The 21,628-nt window shown below is 46.7% G+C and carries 20 protein-coding genes; 16 read left to right on the top strand and 4 right to left on the bottom strand.

Annotated elements, in window-relative coordinates; genetic code table 11:
* Window positions 1–20: 20 nt before the first annotated feature.
* Genes BM412_RS11980 through BM412_RS11970 form a run of 3 tightly spaced genes read left to right on the top strand, consistent with a single transcriptional unit; the run spans window position 21 to window position 2,625 of the window.
* The gene (locus BM412_RS11980; protein ID WP_091217964.1) at window positions 21–998 is read left to right on the top strand and encodes an aldo/keto reductase; all 978 of its coding nucleotides are present in this window, start codon (window positions 21–23) and stop codon (window positions 996–998) included.
* 53 nt (window positions 999–1,051) lie between these two features.
* Window positions 1,052–1,858 (top strand): Nif3-like dinuclear metal center hexameric protein, encoded by an 807-nt coding sequence (locus BM412_RS11975; protein WP_091217963.1) that lies wholly within the window; start codon window positions 1,052–1,054, stop codon window positions 1,856–1,858.
* The gene (locus BM412_RS11970) at window positions 1,855–2,625 is read left to right on the top strand and encodes a Nif3-like dinuclear metal center hexameric protein (RefSeq protein WP_091217961.1); all 771 of its coding nucleotides are present in this window, start codon (window positions 1,855–1,857) and stop codon (window positions 2,623–2,625) included. Before BM412_RS11975 ends, BM412_RS11970 begins: the two co-directional genes overlap by 4 nt.
* A gap of 169 nt (window positions 2,626–2,794) precedes the next feature.
* Here the strand turns inward: BM412_RS11970 and BM412_RS11965 are convergent, their stop codons facing one another.
* The 3 genes from BM412_RS11965 to BM412_RS11955 are packed head-to-tail and all read right to left on the bottom strand — an operon-like array spanning window position 2,795 to window position 6,605.
* Window positions 2,795–3,898, bottom strand: a complete 1,104-nt coding sequence (locus BM412_RS11965; protein ID WP_091217959.1) for a GerAB/ArcD/ProY family transporter — start codon at window positions 3,896–3,898, stop codon at window positions 2,795–2,797.
* On the bottom strand, window positions 3,895–5,064 hold the full coding sequence (locus tag BM412_RS11960) for a Ger(x)C family spore germination protein (protein ID WP_177245793.1): 1,170 nt from the start codon (window positions 5,062–5,064) through the stop codon (window positions 3,895–3,897). Before BM412_RS11960 ends, BM412_RS11965 begins: the two co-directional genes overlap by 4 nt.
* The gene (locus BM412_RS11955; protein ID WP_091217954.1) at window positions 5,061–6,605 is read right to left on the bottom strand and encodes a spore germination protein; all 1,545 of its coding nucleotides are present in this window, start codon (window positions 6,603–6,605) and stop codon (window positions 5,061–5,063) included. Before BM412_RS11955 ends, BM412_RS11960 begins: the two co-directional genes overlap by 4 nt.
* Window positions 6,606–6,797: 192 nt before the next feature.
* Between BM412_RS11955 and BM412_RS11950 the strand changes: the two genes are divergently transcribed.
* Window positions 6,798–7,532 (top strand): hypothetical protein, encoded by a 735-nt coding sequence (locus tag BM412_RS11950; protein WP_091217951.1) that lies wholly within the window; start codon window positions 6,798–6,800, stop codon window positions 7,530–7,532.
* A 111-nt stretch (window positions 7,533–7,643) separates the two neighbouring features.
* Here the strand turns inward: BM412_RS11950 and BM412_RS11945 are convergent, their stop codons facing one another.
* Window positions 7,644–8,300, bottom strand: a complete 657-nt coding sequence (locus BM412_RS11945) for a DUF1345 domain-containing protein (RefSeq protein WP_256256269.1) — start codon at window positions 8,298–8,300, stop codon at window positions 7,644–7,646.
* Between the two features lie 1,425 nt (window positions 8,301–9,725).
* Between BM412_RS11945 and BM412_RS11930 the strand changes: the two genes are divergently transcribed.
* The 12 genes from BM412_RS11930 to BM412_RS11875 all read left to right on the top strand — a co-directional run bounded on the left by BM412_RS11930 (window position 9,726) and on the right by BM412_RS11875 (window position 21,565).
* Window positions 9,726–10,592 carry an aldo/keto reductase gene (locus BM412_RS11930; protein WP_177245792.1) on the top strand — a complete coding sequence of 289 codons (867 nt, stop codon included), beginning with the start codon at window positions 9,726–9,728 and terminating at the stop codon, window positions 10,590–10,592.
* 369 nt (window positions 10,593–10,961) lie between these two features.
* Window positions 10,962–11,126 carry a VOC family protein gene (locus tag BM412_RS31835; protein WP_143111607.1) on the top strand — a complete coding sequence of 55 codons (165 nt, stop codon included), beginning with the start codon at window positions 10,962–10,964 and terminating at the stop codon, window positions 11,124–11,126.
* A gap of 124 nt (window positions 11,127–11,250) precedes the next feature.
* A complete protein-coding gene (locus BM412_RS11925; RefSeq protein WP_091217943.1) occupies window positions 11,251–12,135 on the top strand; it encodes an NAD(P)-dependent oxidoreductase in 885 nt (294 codons plus the stop codon).
* Between the two features lie 112 nt (window positions 12,136–12,247).
* A complete protein-coding gene (locus BM412_RS11920) occupies window positions 12,248–12,766 on the top strand; it encodes an AAA family ATPase (RefSeq protein WP_091217940.1) in 519 nt (172 codons plus the stop codon).
* A 248-nt stretch (window positions 12,767–13,014) separates the two neighbouring features.
* Complete coding sequence (locus BM412_RS11915) at window positions 13,015–13,671, top strand: alpha/beta hydrolase (RefSeq protein WP_091217937.1); 657 nt, start codon at window positions 13,015–13,017, stop codon at window positions 13,669–13,671.
* Window positions 13,672–14,579: 908 nt separating this feature from the next.
* Window positions 14,580–15,578, top strand: a complete 999-nt coding sequence (locus BM412_RS11905) for a LacI family DNA-binding transcriptional regulator (RefSeq protein ID WP_177245791.1) — start codon at window positions 14,580–14,582, stop codon at window positions 15,576–15,578.
* A gap of 410 nt (window positions 15,579–15,988) precedes the next feature.
* Window positions 15,989–17,299: a sugar ABC transporter substrate-binding protein gene (locus tag BM412_RS11900; protein WP_091217929.1), complete on the top strand. Its 1,311-nt coding sequence runs from the start codon at window positions 15,989–15,991 to the stop codon at window positions 17,297–17,299.
* Between the two features lie 266 nt (window positions 17,300–17,565).
* Window positions 17,566–18,711 carry a carbohydrate ABC transporter permease gene (locus tag BM412_RS11895; protein WP_371264768.1) on the top strand — a complete coding sequence of 382 codons (1,146 nt, stop codon included), beginning with the start codon at window positions 17,566–17,568 and terminating at the stop codon, window positions 18,709–18,711.
* The gene (locus BM412_RS11890) at window positions 18,711–19,553 is read left to right on the top strand and encodes a sugar ABC transporter permease (RefSeq protein ID WP_091220364.1); all 843 of its coding nucleotides are present in this window, start codon (window positions 18,711–18,713) and stop codon (window positions 19,551–19,553) included. Before BM412_RS11895 ends, BM412_RS11890 begins: the two co-directional genes overlap by 1 nt.
* A 30-nt stretch (window positions 19,554–19,583) precedes the next feature.
* Window positions 19,584–20,315: a sugar nucleotide-binding protein gene (locus tag BM412_RS11885; protein ID WP_177245790.1), complete on the top strand. Its 732-nt coding sequence runs from the start codon at window positions 19,584–19,586 to the stop codon at window positions 20,313–20,315.
* Between the two features lie 155 nt (window positions 20,316–20,470).
* Complete coding sequence (locus BM412_RS11880; protein WP_143111606.1) at window positions 20,471–20,710, top strand: hypothetical protein; 240 nt, start codon at window positions 20,471–20,473, stop codon at window positions 20,708–20,710.
* Between the two features lie 168 nt (window positions 20,711–20,878).
* Window positions 20,879–21,565: a DUF6199 family natural product biosynthesis protein gene (locus tag BM412_RS11875; protein ID WP_091217922.1), complete on the top strand. Its 687-nt coding sequence runs from the start codon at window positions 20,879–20,881 to the stop codon at window positions 21,563–21,565.
* Window positions 21,566–21,628 lie beyond the last annotated feature (63 nt).

Here is a 21,628-nt window from a genome sequence, read left to right as displayed (position 1 = left end):
TTGAACGAGGAGGCAGTCGTATGAAATACAAATTATTTTCCAACTCGGGAGAATCAGTTTCACAGCTGGGCTTCGGTGCTATGGGGCTTGGCGGTTCCTTTGGCGCACATGACGAAAGCTACTTGATCCGTTCCATCCTGCATTGTCTGGATAAGGGCGTTAACTTCATCGATACAGCACGCGGTTACGGAGTTTCTGAAAGGATTGTTGGAAAAGCACTTAAAGAGTGGAACGGTACACGTCCGTTCGTTGCTTCTAAAGCGGCTTCGCGTTCATCCTCCATTGGCTGGGGAACGTCGATTCCGGTAGAGGATGCCTATCCCGTAGGTTCTATCCGTGCGAGTGTGGAAGAGTCGCTGAAGCAGATGGATATCGAAACGATAGATTTGATGCAAATGCATCAGTTTTGGCCGCAATGGGATGATGTCGATTATTGGATGGAAGATTTGCTAAGGCTGCAGGAGGAGGGAAAGATCCGTTTCATCGGGATATCTCTTCCCGACCACCGTCATGACATGGCCATTTCATTGGTTCGCAGCGGCAAAATCGCCTCAGTGCAAACGATTCTTAATATTTTTGATCCCATTGCATTGGATAACCTGGTTCCGATTTGTCAAAAGGAAGGCGTTGCCGTCATTGCTAGATGTATTTTGGATGAAGGCGGATTGACTGGATTTTTGCAAAAAGATACGACTTTTAAGGATAAAGATTTCCGCAAGTCTTTTTTTGAAAGTGTGAATAGAGAAGATTATCTGAATCGCGTTAATAGACTGAACAAGTTCGTACCGCAATATGCCCCAAGCTTAGCCCAGCTAGCCATTAAGTTTGCCATTCATCACCCGGGCGTAACCACCGCATTGACTTCGATGAATATTATCGAATATGCGGATGAGAATATTGCTGCTATAGAGCAAGAATCCTTGCCGGAAGATATATTTCTGGAATTGGCAAGAAAACATCGCTGGATTAGGAATTTATATGAAGCCTACTATTGGTGAGTTTGTGCTATGACGTTTTCCATAACTTTAAGTTTGAGAGGAGTAATAGCACGATGATAGCTTCCGATATTCTATCGTTTTGGCAGATTAACCGCTTAAGCTTATACAGCGACGAGGGCTTTCGTTTTGGTCCCGACAATATAACGGTCACGGGCATCATGGTTTGTTGGATGCCGTCTGTTGAGGCAATCCATGCCGCGCGTGACGCGGGCTGCAACCTGATTATCACCCATGAGGAGCTGAATTTTCCACCCGTTTATAGCGGTGCAAGCTTAGAGGACGATTTGTGCGGTGCGACATTTCTTCGCATGAAAGCACTTGCGGAAAGCGGTATTACGCTGTTTCGTGCGCACGGTACGCTAGACCATTTATGTATTTTGGACGCGTTTGGTGACAAGCTCGGCTTTACTAACCCGACAATTTCCGCCCACGAATATTCATACAGATACTATGATTTTGAACTAAAGTCATTTGACGCAGTATGCCAGCAGGTAAAAACCAATATAAGCCTACCCTACCTGCGTGTCTATGGCGACCCCAACAAACAGGTTAAGCGTGCGGGACTTATATGGGGCGGTGTTGGTATTTCTGCAAATCCTCACACCGTTCAGCAAATGATAAAGATGGGCTGTGACGTGCTGATTGGAGGCGAGGCTGAGGAATTGCCGATCCTTGCCGCTAAGGACGCTGGAGTTTGCTACATTGAAACCTCCCATGCATATAGTGAAAATCCTGGATTGCTCATCGTCAGCCAGCAGTTAAAGCGTCACTTCCCAGTGCCGATCCACTTTTATGAAAATAAGCGCCCATGGGCACTTAGAACAAGAAACAATTCCATTGATCGAGGTGCCTTGGCATGAAGATGAATGAACTTACAAGCTTTTTTACCGACAAGGGCATGAAGCTGACTGACGGCGAAGGCTTCTGCTTTGGCGACACCAATCGAGAGATTACAAAAATCGCTGTCTGCTTTACTGCCACACTACAGGCAATCGAATGCGCCGTTGCCGAGGGATGTAACCTTATGGTTATCCATGAACGTATGTTCTTTCCCACAAGCTACAGCGGGGGACTGCTTGAAAAGCATCTTAGCGAGAAAATAAATTATCCGCGTGTCTGCGCGTTAATTAAACATGGTATAACGGTGTTCATCGCAAACAAGTCGATTGAAATGCCCTATCAGCGCAAAGCGTTCCTTGAAGCGGCCGGCATTTCCTTTGACGGCAAGCTTGTTGCTGTCGAAGAACAACTATACACCATTCCGGAAGTCAGTCTGGGTGAATTAGCCGACAGGCTGATGGAATCACTGTCTATTGACGAGGTTTTGGTTACTGGTCATGCAGACAGAAAGGTTAGCACCGTTGCAGTGCTAAATGGCGGCGAAGGTATTACCCGTCAACCGCAGGGCATGACAAAATACACAAGACAGCACCCTGATGTGCTCATCTGTGGCGAAACGGATGAGTATCCAAAGTGGGCGGCACAAGAGCTTGGCATCGGCATGATTGCACTAGGACATACAAATTTTGACGGTATTGGACTGCAAATGCTAGCCAGCGATTTAGACGAGTGGAACCATGGCGCCGTTTTTATTGATGAGCCGCGTCCGTGGAGAGTTTTTGCTTAACTTACTTCTACAGCTGCGAAAAAAAGTGTGCACTAAGCGGGAGCGAATAGCAGATGTACGTCAAAAAAAAGCCGCTCCGATCGGTCGCGAGACCTTTCGGAACGGCTTTCTCGTTATTAAAACCCTGCAGCAACCGTCGCGACTTGCTTCAAGTCATTCTCAAGTCACTCTAAAATTGTCTTTCTTGTGTCCGCTGTCTGAAAGCCGCCAATCCCCACATCAATAGAGGCAGACCGATCATGAAAATAGGCAGCATAAAACGGACGGCGATCTTTTGCGGGAAAACGATCGAGGTTTCCACGACGTTTAGCGGAAAAAAGGTTATTCCGTAAGCAATGCATGCTATAATCCAGGTCATTCGCTTCCAATTGCGGACGCCGAACAGTTGAGCGGAGCCGTGTCCGGATATGAACAAGTACAGCGCGAGCTTCGTAAAGACGCTCATAATCCAAATCGTAACCGCGATGGCATCCAAATTCTCGATGATTCCGCCGAGGGAGACGGCCCGTACTAGCATCATTAAGGGATAATTGTTGCTCTGGCTCACCATGGGGCCAAATGTAAGCAAGCTGGCGAAAATCGAGAGCATCGTGAACAATCCGGACACAAGCACGCCGCTTACGGCATACTTTACCGTTTTGCCCTTGGATTTCACGAAGGCGATGATCATGACCAACAAGACGCAGTCGCCGAGAAACGTGAGCGTGGGAATGGAGCCCTTCAGAATGCCGAACACGCTGACATCGCCGAAGAATGGCCGAATGGACTGCAGCTCCATATTATTGACCGACATGACGACGGGGAAAATAACGCCAGCCATGACAATCGGTCCGATGACCTCGCAGCAGCGAGCGATCACGCCGACGCCGTGGAGGGTTGGATATAAAATCACGGCCATCATCATTAAGATGATGACAGGCATCGGCGTTTCGGGCAATATCGTTTCGGAGAGGAAAAAAGCGAACTGCTTCAAGATCACCGTGAGCAATACGAGCCAGAAGATCATATAGAGAAAACCGATCGCTCGGCCAATCCATCTGCCGAATAGAATATCGCCATAATGGATTACCGTCATTCCCGGGAAGCGAAGAGCCGTCTTGGCGCATACGAGCGCGATCAGGAGCCCGGCTCCCGTCGCGATTAACGCCGATATCCAAGCATCCTGACTGGCGATCTGTATCGTTGGCGCAGTCGTAAGCAGCAGCGTCATCGTAATTTGCGTGCTGGTCATGATCCAGAACAGCTGTCTTTCGGCTATGTTCATGTCCGTCATTGGGCGTCCTCATTCTTTCTGGTGGCTTGAATGCTCGTTTTACCTGGCTGCCTGATGAATACGTCAACGTCAAAGTCGACCTCGACTTGCGTAAACCGCTGGTCCCAGCTGTTCATCACCTTGCGCCATTGCCCGGGATAGCGGATATGGAAAGCTTTCGCAAATCCAATGGCGTCCGTGCGGAAACGATGCTGCGCCTGCCATAATGCGCTTTTCAGCTGCTTTGTCATTTCCTCCTCGAACCGCTTACCCAGCTTTCTCAATCGATCGTCATCTTTCATGAGGTTGTAATGCGTACTGTTCATAAGGACGTCGCCGTCTACGCGTATCCGTATCGTCATCTTCCATTTTCCGTCTTGAATGCGCGGCTTCCACTTCATCCGATAATGCCTCATTCGAATGGCGACTATGCCGCCGTTCTCTCTAACGGACAAGGTCGCGAATCTACTGAGCTGCGTATTGGTCAGCCATTTGAAGCCTTGCACATGCGGGGCATCCACGAATCCGACCAGCTTTAGATCCTTTATAACCGCCATGCCTTCAACGCTTATGATGGCCTTCTCGGTTCCGTTCGAGGCGAGCATCATTGTGGTTGCGACGGGAATAACGAATGATCCGGACTCGCCGCTGATCAACTCCTCCACGATGTGAAGCGTCGAATGCTGCAGGGAAGGTTTTTGGGACATTTTAATCAGCGTTTCGTACGTATTGGGATCTTGGAGCGATTGAATTAATTCCTTTGCCGTTCCTTTGCAGATGAAGAGATTGGCCTGTTCCCGGGGCTGAATATCTCGAACCAGAAAATCCATCTCATCTTGTAACCCGTCCCTGGCAAGTGCCTCTCCGAAAAAATAAGCCTTGGCGTGGCTCCACGAGAACCTTCTCGGCAATTGGGCTTGCAGCTCCGCAAGCGCATCCGGCACCGTTTTTCCCGTATTGGTTGCCGTGTATAGCCTGCCTTGGCCGCCACCGTCAGCACCTCCCGATGAAGAGGGGTTCGGTATGAACACTTGAAACGTCAGAGACACCATGCCATTCTTTTCTTTATCGATCCCGGCGGAAATGATTAAAGCCATATTATTGACCTCTTCCCGATCCCAGCAGCCTGTAAGGAGGAACGCGAACAGGCAGGGGAGGAGCAAGCGGCGAATAGACGCTGGTTTCACTGGTCTTCCCCTTTCGCCGGCTCCCCTTGACGCTTCGAATTGCCCGGAGTCGCGTAAGCGGCTGGACGCCGTTTCATAAATCCGATAGGCGCGCGTATGAGCGTATCCTTAAAGCTGTCGGTTTGTATAGGAGCGATAGGAGTCAAATATGGGACGTCGAAGGAGCGAAGGATGCATAAATGGCTAATGATGACCAAGATGCACAGGATCAGTCCGTAGAGGCCGAACATGCCGGACATGATCATGATGGGAAACCGCAAGATGCGGAGCGCGATATTAAAGGCGTATTGCGGAAGCATGAAAGAAGCGATCCCTGTAATCGCGACGATCATGACCATAGGCGCCGACACGAGTCCCGCTTGAATGGCCGCCTGTCCGATCACGAGCGCGCCTACGATGCTGACCGCCGACCCGATCTGCTTGGGCAGCCGAACGCCGGCCTCGCGAAGCGCTTCGAAGGTGATCTCCATGATGAGCGCCTCCATGAGCGCGGGAAAAGGAATCTCTTCCCTGGATTGGGTGATGCGCAGCAGCAGGGTGGTCGGTACCATCTCCTGGTGAAACGTTAACGTGGCTACATAAACGGACGGAGCAAGGAGCGCGAACAGGAAGAAGAGATAGCGAAGCCACCGGATCAGCGTACCGATCAGAAAGCGCTCGTAATAGTCTTCCGGCGATTGCAGCATGGACCACAGGGTAGTCGGAGCGATCATGACGAAAGGCGTATGATCGGTAATAATCAGCACGCGGCCCTCCAGCATGGCCGCGACCGCCACATCGGGGCGTTCCGTCGTTTGCAGCTGCGGAAACGGGGAATAGACGCTGTCCTCGATGAGCTCTTCGATCATTCCGCTCTCGACAATGCCGTCGATCTCGATTCGTTGCAGCCGGTTTTTGACGCTGGCTACGATCTCTTCTTTTGCGATGCCTTGCAAAAACGCGACGCTTATATCGGTCTCGGAATAGCGGCCGAGCGAGAACGTATCGATTTTCAGAGCAGGCGTCTTCAGACGTTTGCGCAGCAGCGTCAAATTGACGATTAACGTCTCGGTAAAGCCGTCCCGTGCTCCCCGAATGACCGATTCCGCTTGCGGTTCTTCCACGCCTCTTTTCTCGCAATGGACAAGCCCTAGGCTTAGCGCCCCCGGGATGCCATCTACGAGGAGAAGGGGCCTGCCGCTGAATAATTCGGGCACCATTTCTTCATAGGTAACATGCTCCTTGCTGTCCATAACCGTAAGCCAGGCCCGCAATTCCGCCAGCGAGGACGCGGTGAGCGCATTTTGCGGCTCCATCATTCGCTTTAACACATCGTGATCGATCGAGATGACGTCGGCAAGCCCGTTAATATAGACGATCACCGCATCTCGGGAGTCGGAAGCGCGGAACCGGTGATAAAGAACGTCGCCGCAGCCTTCAAAATGCGTTTGAAGCTGCGGCAATACAACGGCTAATTCCGCGGCAAGCGGCCCTCGGATCGTCGGCTCGGCTTGTACCCGTTGGCCGATGCGATCGGCTAGACTTCGACTTCGTTTCTTCATCCTTTCTCGCCCTCCGTTCCCACGTTCTGGTTATCCCATGTTTTGCTCAAAAAGCAGTCAAATTATCCGAGTTTTCATGGAGGCCGATGATACGGATGGGGGTTGATTTTGAATTTGGGTTCCTAAAATTTTGAAATATCGTTATACTTTAACTATTCAAACGTTGATAAGTAAGGGGAAAGGGAAATCATCATGAAAAAATGGCAAACAATTGCGATCGGAATTACGACCGCAGCGGTTATTATGGGCGGGGTTACATACGCGGGATTTTCATACTTGGGCGGAATCCTTAAACCGACAGTCGCGGCGGCAGAACAAACGGCAACTGCGCCGGCAGCGACCCCGATCGTCCTTCCGAACAAATACACGCTGAACAACTTTGAATTCGACTTTAGGCGTTACAACAGCATTAACGGGCAGATGGTTTTGTATAACGGCGAAATGACGTCCGTTGCCCTGTTGCCGCAAGCTGACCGAACAAAGGCGATCAATAGCGCCTTGTCCACGCCCGCAGAAGCGGCGAAAGCATTAGGTTACATTCACGCCAAGTTTAACGAAACCCTTGCAAGCTACAACCAAGGGTCGCACGATACGATTTCTTACATTCAAGAGACGGACGGTACTCTAACGATAGTGCCTAACTACTTATACGACGAACGACTTACGCACCAACCGGAAGTCTACCTTCGCATGGCTGACGTGATCGGCAACGAGAAGGCGGCGAAATACTTGCGCGACGTTGCGGCATTGGTCGAAATCGGCGTTAAGAACGAAGACATTCAAGCGCTTCTATACGCGCATCGGATTATTCATAACGTGGATTCGTTCATAATCAATCGCCCGAACGAAGGCGAAGAACCGTACAGTGCTGCGAAGATTGCCGAGGGCGTGGCATATATCGAAAAACATAGGAACGGGACAGCGTGAGCTGCCCCGTTCCAGAAGTTGAACCATTCAATTTTTCATGCTCGGGATTGTCGGATGACAAGATCTGTATATGCTTTAGAAGCCGCATGGTTGCGGCTTTTTTCATTTAGCTTACGCGATGTTGATCGCCCGCGCTGCCAATACAGCGACAATCACGAGCGAAATGCAGGATTGGACCATCATAAGGAGTTTTGCTCTGCTCGACAACACCATCGTATCCGTCGGGCTGAATGCGGTGTTCGTGTTAAAAGCAAGATATAAGTAGTCCGGAAACAGGGGGATCCATGCCGCCCATCCTGTGATTTCAAAGGTCATCTGCGGGAATAAAAAATCGGGCCGATCGCTTTTTTCACTGTGCCTCTTGAGCGGACCGCCACGGTCGATTTCCCAATACCAGACGGCGAATACGCCAATGTTGCATATCCATAGCAACGCGGCGCTCCCGAACAGATCAGCCGCGGTAGTCGTATGATTGAACAAGGCATATAGCAGAAACACCAAGCTGGTAATCAGCCCCAATGTGATTACACCGGTCATACTAAGCCCCAGCATCCGTGTCCAGCCATGATGACCTCTCATCACACTGACGGCCATCGGCACCAGCAGCGTGGAGAGGATGAGAATGACGATCCAACTCGGCACTGCGTTTAATTTTTCGAAGATGAGACTAAGCAGCAGCCCGATGATGACAACTACCGCAAAATAGGCGGAGCGGGGTATGCGGATATGGTGGTGCGGTTCCGATGAGCGGGTTTGCTGTTCCGGCAAGGGCTACACCTCGTTTTCGAATTCGGTCTTAATTTGATTACTTGTATAATAACATACTGTTGGGTTCAATAAATTGGCAGCCATAAATGAGGCGAGAAGTTTCAATTACTACCTAACAGCGAGAGTTGAAAGGATAACTGATGAATGAAGCTATTCATTGAAAAGTTTAATAAACAAACACCAATAACTCTAGCTTTAGTGGCATCCATAATAAATTATTTTTTTATCGTTCTGTTTTGTGCGGCTATTTATGATACCTCAAAAGAATTAGCAGGGGCACCCGCCTCAATGTTTATCTTTTTTGGAGGTGGGCCTGTCGTAGCTTTGTTCCTTAGTCTGTTAACTTTATTACTAATATGGTACATGAATCGCAGAAAGATTAGATTTATCTCCGGAATAATTGTAATGTTTCATTTATTGATTTTTTCTTTACTGAGTCTAGGTACTAGTATTGGACTATTGATGTACGGCCATTTATTAGGTTAACGAGATACGGTAGATCAATAAACATTAACGGGGCTGCTGTTATTCGTTGAAGTAACAGGCAGAATAAAGATGCCGGCACGATTGGCGGCTTCATATTTTGATGAAAGGTGGTATACATGTTGGCTAAGTATGTTAGAGGCTGGATGATCATTACGTCATGCTATTTTCTTACGCTGTTAACTTTTTCGATGTTGTACCCAACCATCTTTCAGCAGCCCATCGATCATAATTGGTATAAATCTGGTATATTTGTTGGGATACCTTTAATAATCGTCCCGTATCTAACTGCAGGTTTTTACGTAAAACGGTTTTTTGTAAATAAACGGTCAGGTGCAGTAGTAATAAGTCTGATTCCCGTTATTAGTGAACGCTTATTGATATTCTTCATCGGGTATCTATTAGTGCTTGGTGGCGGTGACGGATCGATGAATGGAATTTCAACCATGATGTTCATACGTGGTGAAGCAGCGTCGTATTATACACCTTCATATATACTCTGCGGCGTGTTAAGCGTTTTGATTTGCTTTGTGACTGCAACATATAAACAAAACGTAGATCAGTTGAGCTGACGGAAAACGTTATAGCTAACGTATACGATAGCTCAATTATGAGGTAATGATTGGTCACATGAGGGAGATGTGAAGCATTAACACCAATACGAATTATTGAAACTTGAAGAAAAACTACTAACACCAGAGGTTCGAACTTCTACAATTAAACTTTCAAAATTACTAACTTGGCATCTAACTCATCTTAACGAGATTTAACTAACGGCAATCGGTAATTTTAGCACGAAAACCGAGCCTTCCTTACATCAAAGTAACTAGATGAACTTTTTTTCAGTACTACTAGTGAAAAAGCTGAACTGGTATACTTAAAATTGGAATTTTTCGTCACTACTCTTGGACGCTTCATAACTAACTCTAAGGAGGATGTAAGATGACAATACCGCAACGTAAGCTAGGTTCGACGGGGATAGTGGTGGGGGAAATCGGGATGGGCGGGATGCCGCTCTCCGTTAACGGACGCCCTTCAGAGGAAGACGGCATCAGAGCGGTGCATGCCGCATTGGAGCAAGGCATTACACTGTTCGATACAGCCGATTCGTACTGCTTGAATTCGACCGAAAACGGTCATAACGAACGTCTGCTCGCCAAAGCTTTACATAACCGTCCCGAAGTGGTCATCGCGACAAAAGGCGGCCACATTCGTCCGGATGGACGCTGGGAAACCGATGGTCGTCCTGAACACTTGCGTCAAGCGTGCGAGGACAGTTTGCGTGCGCTCGGAGTAGAAGCAATCACGCTCTATCAATTCCACCGACCGGATCCTAAGGTTCCGTTTGCGGAATCCGTGGGAACAGTCGCGGAATTGCAGCGGGAAGGGAAGGTCGTTCACGTGGGACTGTCGAACGTTTCCGTTGCACAGCTGGAAGAAGCCCGCAAAATTGTAACGGTCTCATCTGTTCAAAACCGTATGAACTTGTTTGACCATTCATCCATGGACGTGCTGAAGCGCTGTGAAGAGCTCGGTATTGCCTTCCTACCATACAGCCCTCTAAACGGCATGGGCAACGCGCAGGGCATCGGCAGCAACGAGACGCTTTCGCGGATCGCCAGAAGTCATGATGCATCGCCGCAGCAGATCGCGATTGCATGGCTGCTTCAATTATCGCCCGTTATTCTGCCGATTCCCGGCGCCAGCAAAGCGGTGAACATCGTTAACTGCGCGGGTGCATCCAACTTGGAGCTTTCCGCTAAAGACGTAGCTGAATTGAACGGCATCGCTGCTCAAATCACGGCCTAATAATCGCCAATTCGGCAATCGACCGGCGTTAGAAAAGTCGTCTGAAGGCACAAAGAAGAACAGGCAACAGCTCTCCTTGTCCTGGTGTGGAATATATCTTTAATTTAAGGCTACCGACACAATGATACGCTCTCCAGATAGCAGACGGGTGAAAAATAAACCCCTGCTGCTACGAGGGGCGCATATCATAAACGGTAGCCTCTTTTATGCTAACGGGCACTATTGTTCGATAAATGGTGCAATGTTACACTGATACAAGTGGATTAAAATACCATAAATGGAGCGTGGAAACATGAACAAAATAGAGAAGAAAAACAAACTTCAAATTTTGTAACGCATGATTGGGACGAAAATAATGAGGAACTCGAGATGGAATCCATTTGTTTTGAAGTAGACCGAATAAATGAATTATATAGGCAAATGAAAGATAGTGGGGCAAAAGTATCCGAACTTAAAGAAAATGGCGGCTGCGGAGGGGCATTTCATTTCTTTGACCCGGACGGAAATAAATATACAGCATGGCAAGGCGTTTGACGGTCTTCATAAATAAACTCAGAATCATTACGCAAGCGGGCAGTTTAGTTGAATGGAGAGAAATGATAAAATAAAGAAACTACGGACGTTTTGATATTCTCTAATTTAAAGGAGCACACTTAAAATGCTTAATAAAGATAATACTGTAATCGGTTTTATTGGTACAGGCGTAATGGGTAAAAGCATGGCCGGTCATCTGTTGAAGGCAGGATATTCTTTAATCGTTTATAATCGGACGAAAAGTCGGTCCGATGAACTGATCACTCAGGGCGCAGTTTGGAAGGATACTGTAGCGGAGGTAGTTTCACAAGCAAATGTTGTTATTACTATGGTGGGATACCCTAAAGATGTGGAAGAAATCTATTTTGGACAAGACGGAATCATATCAAATGCAAAAGCAGGCACATATGTCATAGATATGACGACATCTACACCATCACTGGCGAGAAGAATTTATTTGGAATCGAAAAATCATGGAATTTACGCAGTTGACGCGCCGGTTTCCGGCGGCGATGTTGGGGCAAGAGAAGCCAGATTAGCGATCATGGTTGGTGGAGACGCTTCTGCTTTCGAAGCATTGCTTCCGATTTTTCAAATCATCGGCAAAAATATCCAATTGCAAGGCGATTCAGGTGCCGGACAACATACAAAGATGTGCAATCAAATTGCAATAGCATCCAATATGATTGGTGTCTGTGAAGCGATCGTATATGCTGAAAGAGCAGGACTTGATCCTGATACCGTATTGAAAAGCATAGAAACCGGAGCAGCCGGTAGCTGGTCATTAAGTAATCTGGGACCGCGAATGATCAACGGAAACTTCGAGCCCGGCTTTTATGTCAAACACTTCATCAAAGATATGGGGATTGCCCTTGATGCTGCCAAAGAAATGGGATTATTAACACCCGGGCTTGAATTAGCCAAATCATTATATGATGAGCTTGTAAGCAAAGGAGAAGAGAACAGCGGCACTCAAGCATTGTACAAGCTTTTGGCAGGAAAGATTTAATATTGCAAGTACTTTATTTCTGTCGATTGACAAGAACATTGTCCCATTGCCGACAAGCTAACGGGCAGTCAATATAGAAACAGTGTTTATCCAGTCGAATGGAGGGTCTGTCATGGGTAGTAGGAATTATCTGATTGAAGGTGTTTCCGGCGCCGGCAAAACTACGGTCTGCAACGAATTGCAGCGGCGCGGCTACCATGCCATTCATGGTGACCGTGAATTGGCTTATCAAGGCGACCCGGAAACTGGTACCCCGACGGATGGCTTTAAACCCGAACACCACATTTGGCATGTAGAGAAAGTAAAAGCTTGGGTCGCCAATCAAGATGAGGCGGTAACATTTTTCTGCGGTGGTTCGCGGAATTTCTCCAAATTCATTGATCTATTCGACAATGTGTATGTCCTTGAGGTCGACCTGGAAACCTGTCTCCGGCGGATTGATGAGCGAGTGGCACTGGACCCAACTGACTGGGGTGGCAGACCAGAGGAACGGGAACTCATTCGGCGCTTGCATCAAACGAAAGAAGGCGTTCCCCAAAACGGGATTCTAATCGACGCCACCGCACCGATCGCGCACGTCGTTGACGAAATCCTCCATCAAATCGAAGCAAATGAACGCCGATGCCAGTAACTTACGGGCGCTCAAGGATAGGCCAATACATCAGTGCACCTGGATGCGAATAGGACCATCCACTGCGTTAACGGGACACGATAGCACAAACGAACAGGCTGCCGGCTTAATCGGTGGCCTGTTCTGCTAACGGTGTAGTTATCATCAATTCTCATTATGATAAAATGCAAAATGGATTGAATGAGTCATATAGCCCGTCGTTTTGCTACACGAGATAAGTATAATTTTGAATACAGGAGATGTGAGGTATGAAGATCGCGGGAGAGCTCGTTACAGAGACGTTAGAGTATGATGGTGGTCGGCAGGTTACGGTGTACGTCCCTCCGGATCCGCCCCAGGCAATCGTGTTCGCCGGTGATGGTCAGCTTATCTCGCTGTGGGGCAGGTACCTCGAGGCCGCCAACGTACCGCCAACGATGATCGTTGGTGTACACCGGACGTCCAATGAGGATGAGATGGTGCGCATCCATGAGTACTCACCGCCGTTCGACCAGGAACGGTTCGCGGCACACGAGAAGTTCTTCGTCGAGGACGTCCGCCATTGGTTGCGATCACGGTTCAGCGTCGCGCTGCCTGCCAAACGCACCGCGGTGTGCGGCGTGTCGGCGAGTGGAGAACTCTCACTCGCTATAGGGCTTCGGCATCCGGACATCTACGGTACGGTCTTCTCCGCGTCGCCAGGCGGGGGCTACCGACCGCCTGCCGTGATGCCAAGCACGCTACCGCGCACCTACCTCGTAGCCGGAACACTGGAGCCGTTCTTCCTTGAGAACGCGACCCGGTGGGCGGTCGCGCTGCTCGATGCAGGTGCGGACGTTGAAATGAGAGAGCGGGTCGCGTCGCACGACGATGTGATGTGGCGAGAAGAGTTCCCGCTGATGGTGGCGTGGGCGTTTGGACGATAAACATCAGCAGAGTATTCAGTCAGGAATAGTTCACCAATAACCACAGGCTGCCGGCATAGACGGCAGCCTGTTCTGCTAACGGGCAGGTTAACTGGGCAATCATAAAGGCGATAATGGTAGTACGATTTGCTTTGTACGTTAAAGGAGTGTTCATTTGTTGAAAGGAATAATAATACTAATCATAGGAGTTTTATTATTTTTATTTGCACGGTATTTGTGGAAGAGAAGTAATCCTGAAACTCTTTGGGTCACTATTTTTGAAGCTATCCGTGATTTGTTCTATGATATGGTTTTTACAAATTCTCGCATAGGGGCAGTACTTCTTGGACTAATTGGACTTGTAATGATTTGAATTGGAGCAATTAATATATATATGTCGTTGAACTAAAGGGCATGAGTGCTCAGCTATAGATCCAATCAATCACTTTTCTTGAATCACTGTTAAGCTGGTAGGAAATTTATAACAGTTGTCAATTGACGAGGAGGAGTGCCATGATCTATCAGTTCGTGCTAGCGGAAAACGGTATGAATGTTAACAGACAAATAATGAATTAATTATCGATAAATTATCGATAATTTTTGACAAGTTTATAGACTGTTGTTATAATGATGGCAGGGTTCAGTAGGGCTTCTTTTCGGAAAACATCCAAGATAAGGAAGGATAATTGTTGTCTCAAACGAGTTGGATCGATTGGCTAACCTGGGAAAACAACACCGTGAGCCTAATATTCATAAAGTTTTGGTGTATTACTCCATATGATATAATAAGAAGAATAGACACTAAGGACATGCTGAAAGAACATAATTAAGTAACTGAGAGTAGTTTGGACTTTTGAAATAATGATATTGAAAGTTCTGTTTATTTTTGTGAAATAATGACTTCAAGGAGAAAGAGAAGTGCTGCTATTGTGGCTAAAATCAAAGAAATTGCAGAGAAAATGAACATATCAGTTAGCACGGTATATAAAGCTTTAAGCGACGCGGAGGACGTAAATCCGGAAACGAAAAAGAAAATATTGAAAACGGCGATTAACATGGGTTATGTTGCCAAGCGGAAAGGAGATAATCACAAACGGATTTGCGTCTTCATCGACCAGCCGGATGATAATCATGTGCAGTATTTCGATTATGAGGTCATGATGGCTTTCAAGCGTAATGCAATTCATAGCGGGCATGAAGTATCTATAATGTCACTGGATTATACGCTGAATCAATCGAAATCGTTCGATGAATTGATGGATGAATATCAATTCGACGGTGCCGTCATATTAGGTCTAAGCAATTTCAATCCTTATTTCGAACAGTTAAAAACGACAAGTCATCCTGTTGTCATTCTGGATAATTTCCTGGAAAACCAAATGGTTGCCAGTGTATGCTGCGACAACATGAAAGGGATGAAACTGGCTATCGATCATCTGGTTGATCTGGGCCACACTCGTATCGGTTTTATTAACGGTCAGAACGACGCCTATGTATGCAAGGAAAGGTTGGGTGGTTATATCAGTAGTATTGCGCTACGCGGAATTGTATTTGACCCTGCACTTGTATGCAATGGTAACTTTACGGAAGAATCGGCGGCTCCCTTAGTACATAATTTAGTCAGCAGGGGTGTGACAGCCATTATGTGCTGCAACGACATGCTCGCTATTGGCGCGATTAAGGAATTAAAGAGAATGGGGCTTAACGTTCCGCGAGACATCAGCGTAGTCGGATTTGATGATATCAAATTATCAAGTTATATCACGCCGAAGTTAACCACGATTCATACGGATCTCAGTAAAATGGGAGAGAAGCTCTTTATTGTTTTGGAGCTGCTCATGAAAGACAACCGACTGGATATGTCGTTGCAGCCTTCGTATCTGGTGGTTAGAGAATCTACGGCAACCGCTAATAGCATAGCTGAATAGCTTGATAACTGGAGTAGCTAGTTATTACCTTGTGGTGACAGAGACGGTCAAGATATCGCTCCAACTTTTCTGCCGAACGCGATCGGCAGACTTTTTTTCATGTGAATAGTGATGAAATATACAGCAGCACAATGAAGGATGAGACACCTGAAAGTCCAGGCGTCTCATCCTTTCATTGTGCTTTTTTTTTCGCAATGGATGCGAACATAAAACGCAATTATTTATCGATAATTTATCGATAAATAATTGACAATATTATAGAGGGTTGTTATGATGGACCAAGATTCAAATCGATCACTGCGATGATCCATTTTATGGACAAGGAGGTGAGCAGAGTTAGCCGGTATCCGTTGTTTTCGTGAAAAATGATCAGGTGGGTTGAATGAAAAAATCGATAGTTGGAGGTTAACATGAAAAAGATATCAAGTCTCATTCTTGCGATGATTGTTATGCTTACTTTGGCGGCTTGTGGCAATGGCAATAATGAAAGTGCTTCCAAAAACAACGGCGGCGCATCTGCCAGCGAGCCGGCATCGGCTGCCGGTCAGTCAGCGGAGAATGAAAAAAGCTTGAAACCAGAGGAAGGCGCAACGATTCGGTGGTGGGGAAATAAAGAAGATTTGGAATGGATGAAATTCGTAGGGGATGCATTTACAAAACAATATGGTGTGGCAATTGAATATACAGATCAATCTACGGTTGATGCGTTTCAAAAACTTCAGACTGATGGGCCAGCCGGGTTGGGACCAGATTTATTTACCTCCGCCCATAACAACACAGGAACGCTAGCAGCATCGGGTGTACTTATGGAAAATTATTTTACTGATGAGTATAAAGAAATGTTTGTTAAGGAAGCGATAGATGGCACTTCCTATAAGGACATTCTTTATGGCTATCCGTTAAGTATTGAGACTTATGCGCTGTTATACAATAAAGACTTGGTCAAGGAAGTTCCTACGACGATGGATGAATTGATTGAACAATCAAAGTCTTTCACGGATGCGAAGCAAAATAAATTCGGTTTTATGATGCAAGCTGATGACTTCTATTATGTCCATGCCTTCCTTGCGGGTTATGGTGGTTATGTGTTTGGCAGTAACAATACAGACCCAACCGACCTATCGGGATTGAATGGTGATGGTGCGATAAAGGCCGGCAACTTGCTGCAACGCATACACAAAGAAATATTGCCATTAAGCGTAGAGGATATGACGTTTGATATTATCAGTTCCATGTTCAATGAAGGTAAGCTGATGTTTCGGATTGGTGCTCCACCGGACTTAAAGAGCATTCGAGAAGCGGGTGTGGATTTCGGAATCGTACCATTCCCTCTGCTTGAAACAGGTGAGCATCCGAAGAGCTTCTCCAATGTAAAATCCATTTATCAGAGCGCCTATAGCAAATATCCGGATGCTGCTTCTCTTCTGGCGCAGTTTGCCACATCGGAGGAGATGCTGCGTAAGCGTTTTGAAATGGTTGGTCAGATTCCCGCTATAAAGAGCCTTTGGGAAAGCGATGCAATCAAAAACGATCCTAACGTAGCGCCATTCATGGAGCAGGTGAAATACTCCGTTCCGATGCCGAACATTCCAGCGAACAATTCGATGTGGGTGCCGATGCAGCAAGCGTATAATCTCATTTGGAATAAGAATGCAGATCCGAAGACCGCGTTGGATCAAGCGGTTGCAAATCTTAAGGACTCCCTTGCAGCAGCAAAATAAAGGAAGCGTCCGCGAACTACTGTATGTAGTTGTACAGTAGTTCGTAATCTACACGGGGAAGGTGATTTACGAACTTGCAACCAATGGAGGCTATAGAAACAGGAAAGCATCGTGCAAATGTAGTTTGGGGAACGATTCTTTCTACCCTATTCATGGGGTTGGGTCAAATTTATAATCGTCAATATGTAAAGGGAATCGGTTTCTTTCTACTCGAGATTTATTTCATCCTAATAATGAGTCACCCTATTATAAAAGGCATCATAGGCGTGATAACGCTTGGAGACCAGCCGCAGGTTAGAAGCAGAGGGCGTATTGTTACAATCGGGGATCATTCCATCTTTCTTCTCATTTCCGGGATCATTTGTATCATTACACTTGCTCTGTTCTTATTCGTTTACTATTTGAATATTCGGGACGCGCATGCTGTCGGTAAACGGCGAGAGGCTGGCTTGCACGTCAATTCTTTCAAAGAGATGGTTCAGAACATCAGGGAAAAAGGGTTTCCATACATGTTGCTGATTCCTTCCATTGTTTTCACGGCATTTTTAACGATATTGCCCTTACTGTTCGGAGTTCTGATCGCGTTTACGAATTATTCCGGTCCCGATCATCTTCCTCCCAAAAACCTTGTGAGCTGGACTGGGCTGGATACCTTTAAAGATCTGATTACGTTGAAATCATGGAGCCAAACCTTTTATGGCGTATTTGCCTGGACGATTATATGGGCGGTCATTTCAACCGTGACAACGTTCGGTGTTGGATTGCTATATGCTCTAATGATTAACTATCGGAAAGTAAGATTCAAAAAACTTTGGCGGGGCATTCTGATTCTTCCGTGGGCTATTCCAACGTTCATCTCGTTGCTTATTTTCCGTAATATCTTCAACGGAGCATTCGGTCCATTGAACCAATATCTTAAGATGTTGTCTATCAGTCCAATTCCTTGGCTTTCCGACCCCATATGGACGAAAACGGCCATCATTATTACTAATATATGGATTGGTTTTCCGTTCTGGCTCATTCTCATGTCGGGCGTGTTGACGGGAATTGACAAGGAACTCTATGAAGCTGCGGAAATAGATGGAGCATCTACGCTTAACAAGTTTAAGTCAATTACGCTGCCGCTTGTCATGTTTTCAACGCTGCCTCTGCTCATCATGTCTTTCGCCGGAAATATTAATAATTTCAATATCATTTACCTGCTTAATACGGGTGGTCCGGTAGACAGCAAGTACAGCTATGCAGGCTCAACTGACATTTTGATCAGTTGGATCTACAAATTGACCTTAGACAATAGCAAGTTTAATGTAGCTTCAGCTGTTTCTATTATTGTTTTCATAATAATTGCAGCACTCTCGATTTGGAATTTCCGAAGAACGAAAGTCTTTAAGGAAGAGGATATGCTGTCATGATGACGAGAAAAACGTCGCTTATGGAAGTCGTAACACTGTCGGCCATTTACATTGTTTTATCCATTACCGTCATACTGGTTGTTTACCCTGTCGCTTGGATTATATCCGGTTCCTTGAATCCCGGTGACAGCTTATATGCTAGCACGTTCATTCCAAAGCGGATTACATTGGAGCACTTTAGACACTTGTTTACGGAAACGCCGTATTGGCTATGGTTCAAGAACACATTGATGATTGCCTTCTTCAATATGATTTTGTCTACGGTGCTGATTGTGACCGCCGCCTACGCATTTTCGAGGTTTCGGTTTCCCGGCCGCCGCTACGGCTTAATGACGATGCTTGTGCTTCAAATATTTCCTAGCTTTATGGGCATGATCGCCATCTACATTCTGCTACTGCAGATCAATTTATTGGACAATCTGTGGGGATTGATTCTCGTGTATGCCGGTGGCTCTATTCCGTTCAACGCCTGGCTGGTAAAAGGGTATTTTGACGGCTTGCCCCGCAGTTTAGAGGAAGCAGCCAAGATAGACGGAGCATCAAACACGAAAGTGTTTACTAAAATCATGCTGCCGATGTCGGTGCCGATTCTCGTATTCGTAGCGGTCAGTAATTTTATTGGTCCATGGATGGATTTTATTTTTGCAAGACTTGTCATACGCTCGCCCGAGAACAAGACACTCGCAATTGGTCTGTTTGAATTGATTAGCGATCGCTCGAATACGGAGTTTACTACATTTGCTGCCGGTGCCGTGCTCGTTGCCGTTCCCATCACTATTATTTTCTTGCTGCTTCAGAAGTACATGGTGGAAGGCTTGAAGGCAGGGGCTAATAAAGGGTAATTAATAACTTAGCAGAGGAAGATGTATACGATGAAGGCTATGATTACAGGAAATAACGGAGCTGTGGCGCCGTATGTGAACAGAGAGTTGAAGTCTAGAAATATTGATGTCACGGTCTGGAACCGTGAGTTAATCGGCATCGATAACGAAGAAGAGGTTTATCGGTTCATTGAAGAGACGAAACCGGATATTTTCTTCCACATTGCAACCGGTCCTATCGAATGGTTGGAATATATCGCGAAAGCAACAAAGAAACTAGGGATAAAACTTGTGTTCACAAGCACGGTTTCGGTGTTTTCGGAGGACAAGACAGGGCCTTATACGCCCGAGAGCATTCCTGACGCGGAAAATAGCTACGGCGTTTATAAGATTCAATGCGAGAAACTGCTGAAGGAGGTATATCCTGAAGCTTACATTCTTCGGCTAGGCTGGCAAATCGGTTCCGAAACAGGATCCAACAATATGTTTGATTTCCTATGCAGAGGCCAGCGGGACAATGGATGCATCGAGGCCAGCTCGCAGTGGTATCCTTCCTGCAGCTTTCTAGAGGACACCGCAGCAGCGATCGTGGGCATCGCCTTGAATTACGAAAGCAACACGTACCTGCTGAACTCGAATCGCAACTACTCGTTCTACGATATTGTTAACTATTTGAAACGACTGCACCAACAGGACTGGAAGGTTGTCGAGACGAATGCTTTAGTCCGAGATGATCGGATGTATGATGACCGTGTTCCCATGAAGCCGTTTGATTTCTCTTAGAAAGTGCTCAGCAGGATATCGGAAAGACGTAAAAATGCTGAAATGCCATTCGCGCGAATGGCATTTCAGCATTTTGTGCATGGTGTTAGACTAATACAATTGGAAATCCAACTGCACAAGAAGTTTTAAAAATGGATTCGAATGCTAATATTTTCATGTATAAAGACACCATTTATAATGCAGGAGTTCCTTGGGTAGATGAGTTAAAATTAACCAAAGGCATACAAGTTACTGAAATCAGTCATCAAAGTAATGATGATAATGATTTTAAAAACGGAACAGCAAATAAACTGGAAGTGGGAACGAAGATATTCCGTGTCAAAGAACGGAATGACATACTGATGGCTGAAACAGAAAAAGGTGACATAAGATTTTATCAATTAGTTGAAGGGTAACTACTTGATTAAGCTAAAGGAGAACTTTAGTTCAAAAACAAAACAGCTGCCATGAGCACGTAATACCCTTGCATAAATGCGTGCAACCGCCTCTCTCATTAGGACGTAAAAGGGATAAAGCAGAAAGGATGAGCGCATATTTCTACCCGAGCGGCTTTATTCCAAAAATTGAAAACGTCTGGTTTTATTTTCTTCGTCTCCGTGCTCCTCGTGTCCGTCTTGACGGGCATCTTGTCGAAGCCCTATTTCACGGACCGTGTCTTCTATCTGTACGAGGATGCGTACAAATTCGCCGGCGAGCAAGGCCGTCTCGTCACCTATCTTAGCAGCACGGCAGATCCCGTCCAAGTACGCACCGACGACGAGCTGCACCGAACGGTAATCATCGGCGGGCAGTCCTATGCGATTGCGGACAAAAGCGCCCCTTACTCGACCAAGTTCCATGTGACCTATCCGAACGGCCATGTCTACAGCGTCGAGGATAATAACGGCATGCTCTTGAGTTACGATGACAAAGGCAATATCGTCATGTCTATTCAGGCGTATTCCAACGGCGAGCGTATCAAGCAGGAAGGGGAAGAAGATTTTCCACCTTCAGGGCTCGTAAGCGCGGCTTACTCCGATTATCATGTCAAACGAGGCATGCCAGGCTTTCTGTTTCTTGCTCTCGGCCTGTTGATCTATGGCTGGTGTTGCTTCCGGTACCAAGCCTTCCAGTATTTAATGTTCCGTCTATCTCCGCAGCGGCTCATGTACGAGAACCCCGAGCCGAGCGACTTCTATTATTTCATGAGCAAGGTCGGCGGTATTGTCGTGATGATCGGTTCGATTTTCGTCGCGTTCAAAGCGTACTAGGCACATGCGGACTCCTGCGCCGGCTGCCGCCCATCCACCGCCCGCGGCGGCAATCGCTTTTCT

Origin of the sequence: Paenibacillus sp. BC26, assembly GCF_900116125.1 — a bacterium.
GTDB classification, from domain to species: Bacteria; Bacillota; Bacilli; order Paenibacillales; family Paenibacillaceae; genus Paenibacillus_Z; species Paenibacillus_Z lignilyticus.
This window is presented reverse-complemented; position numbering and strand designations above follow the sequence as displayed.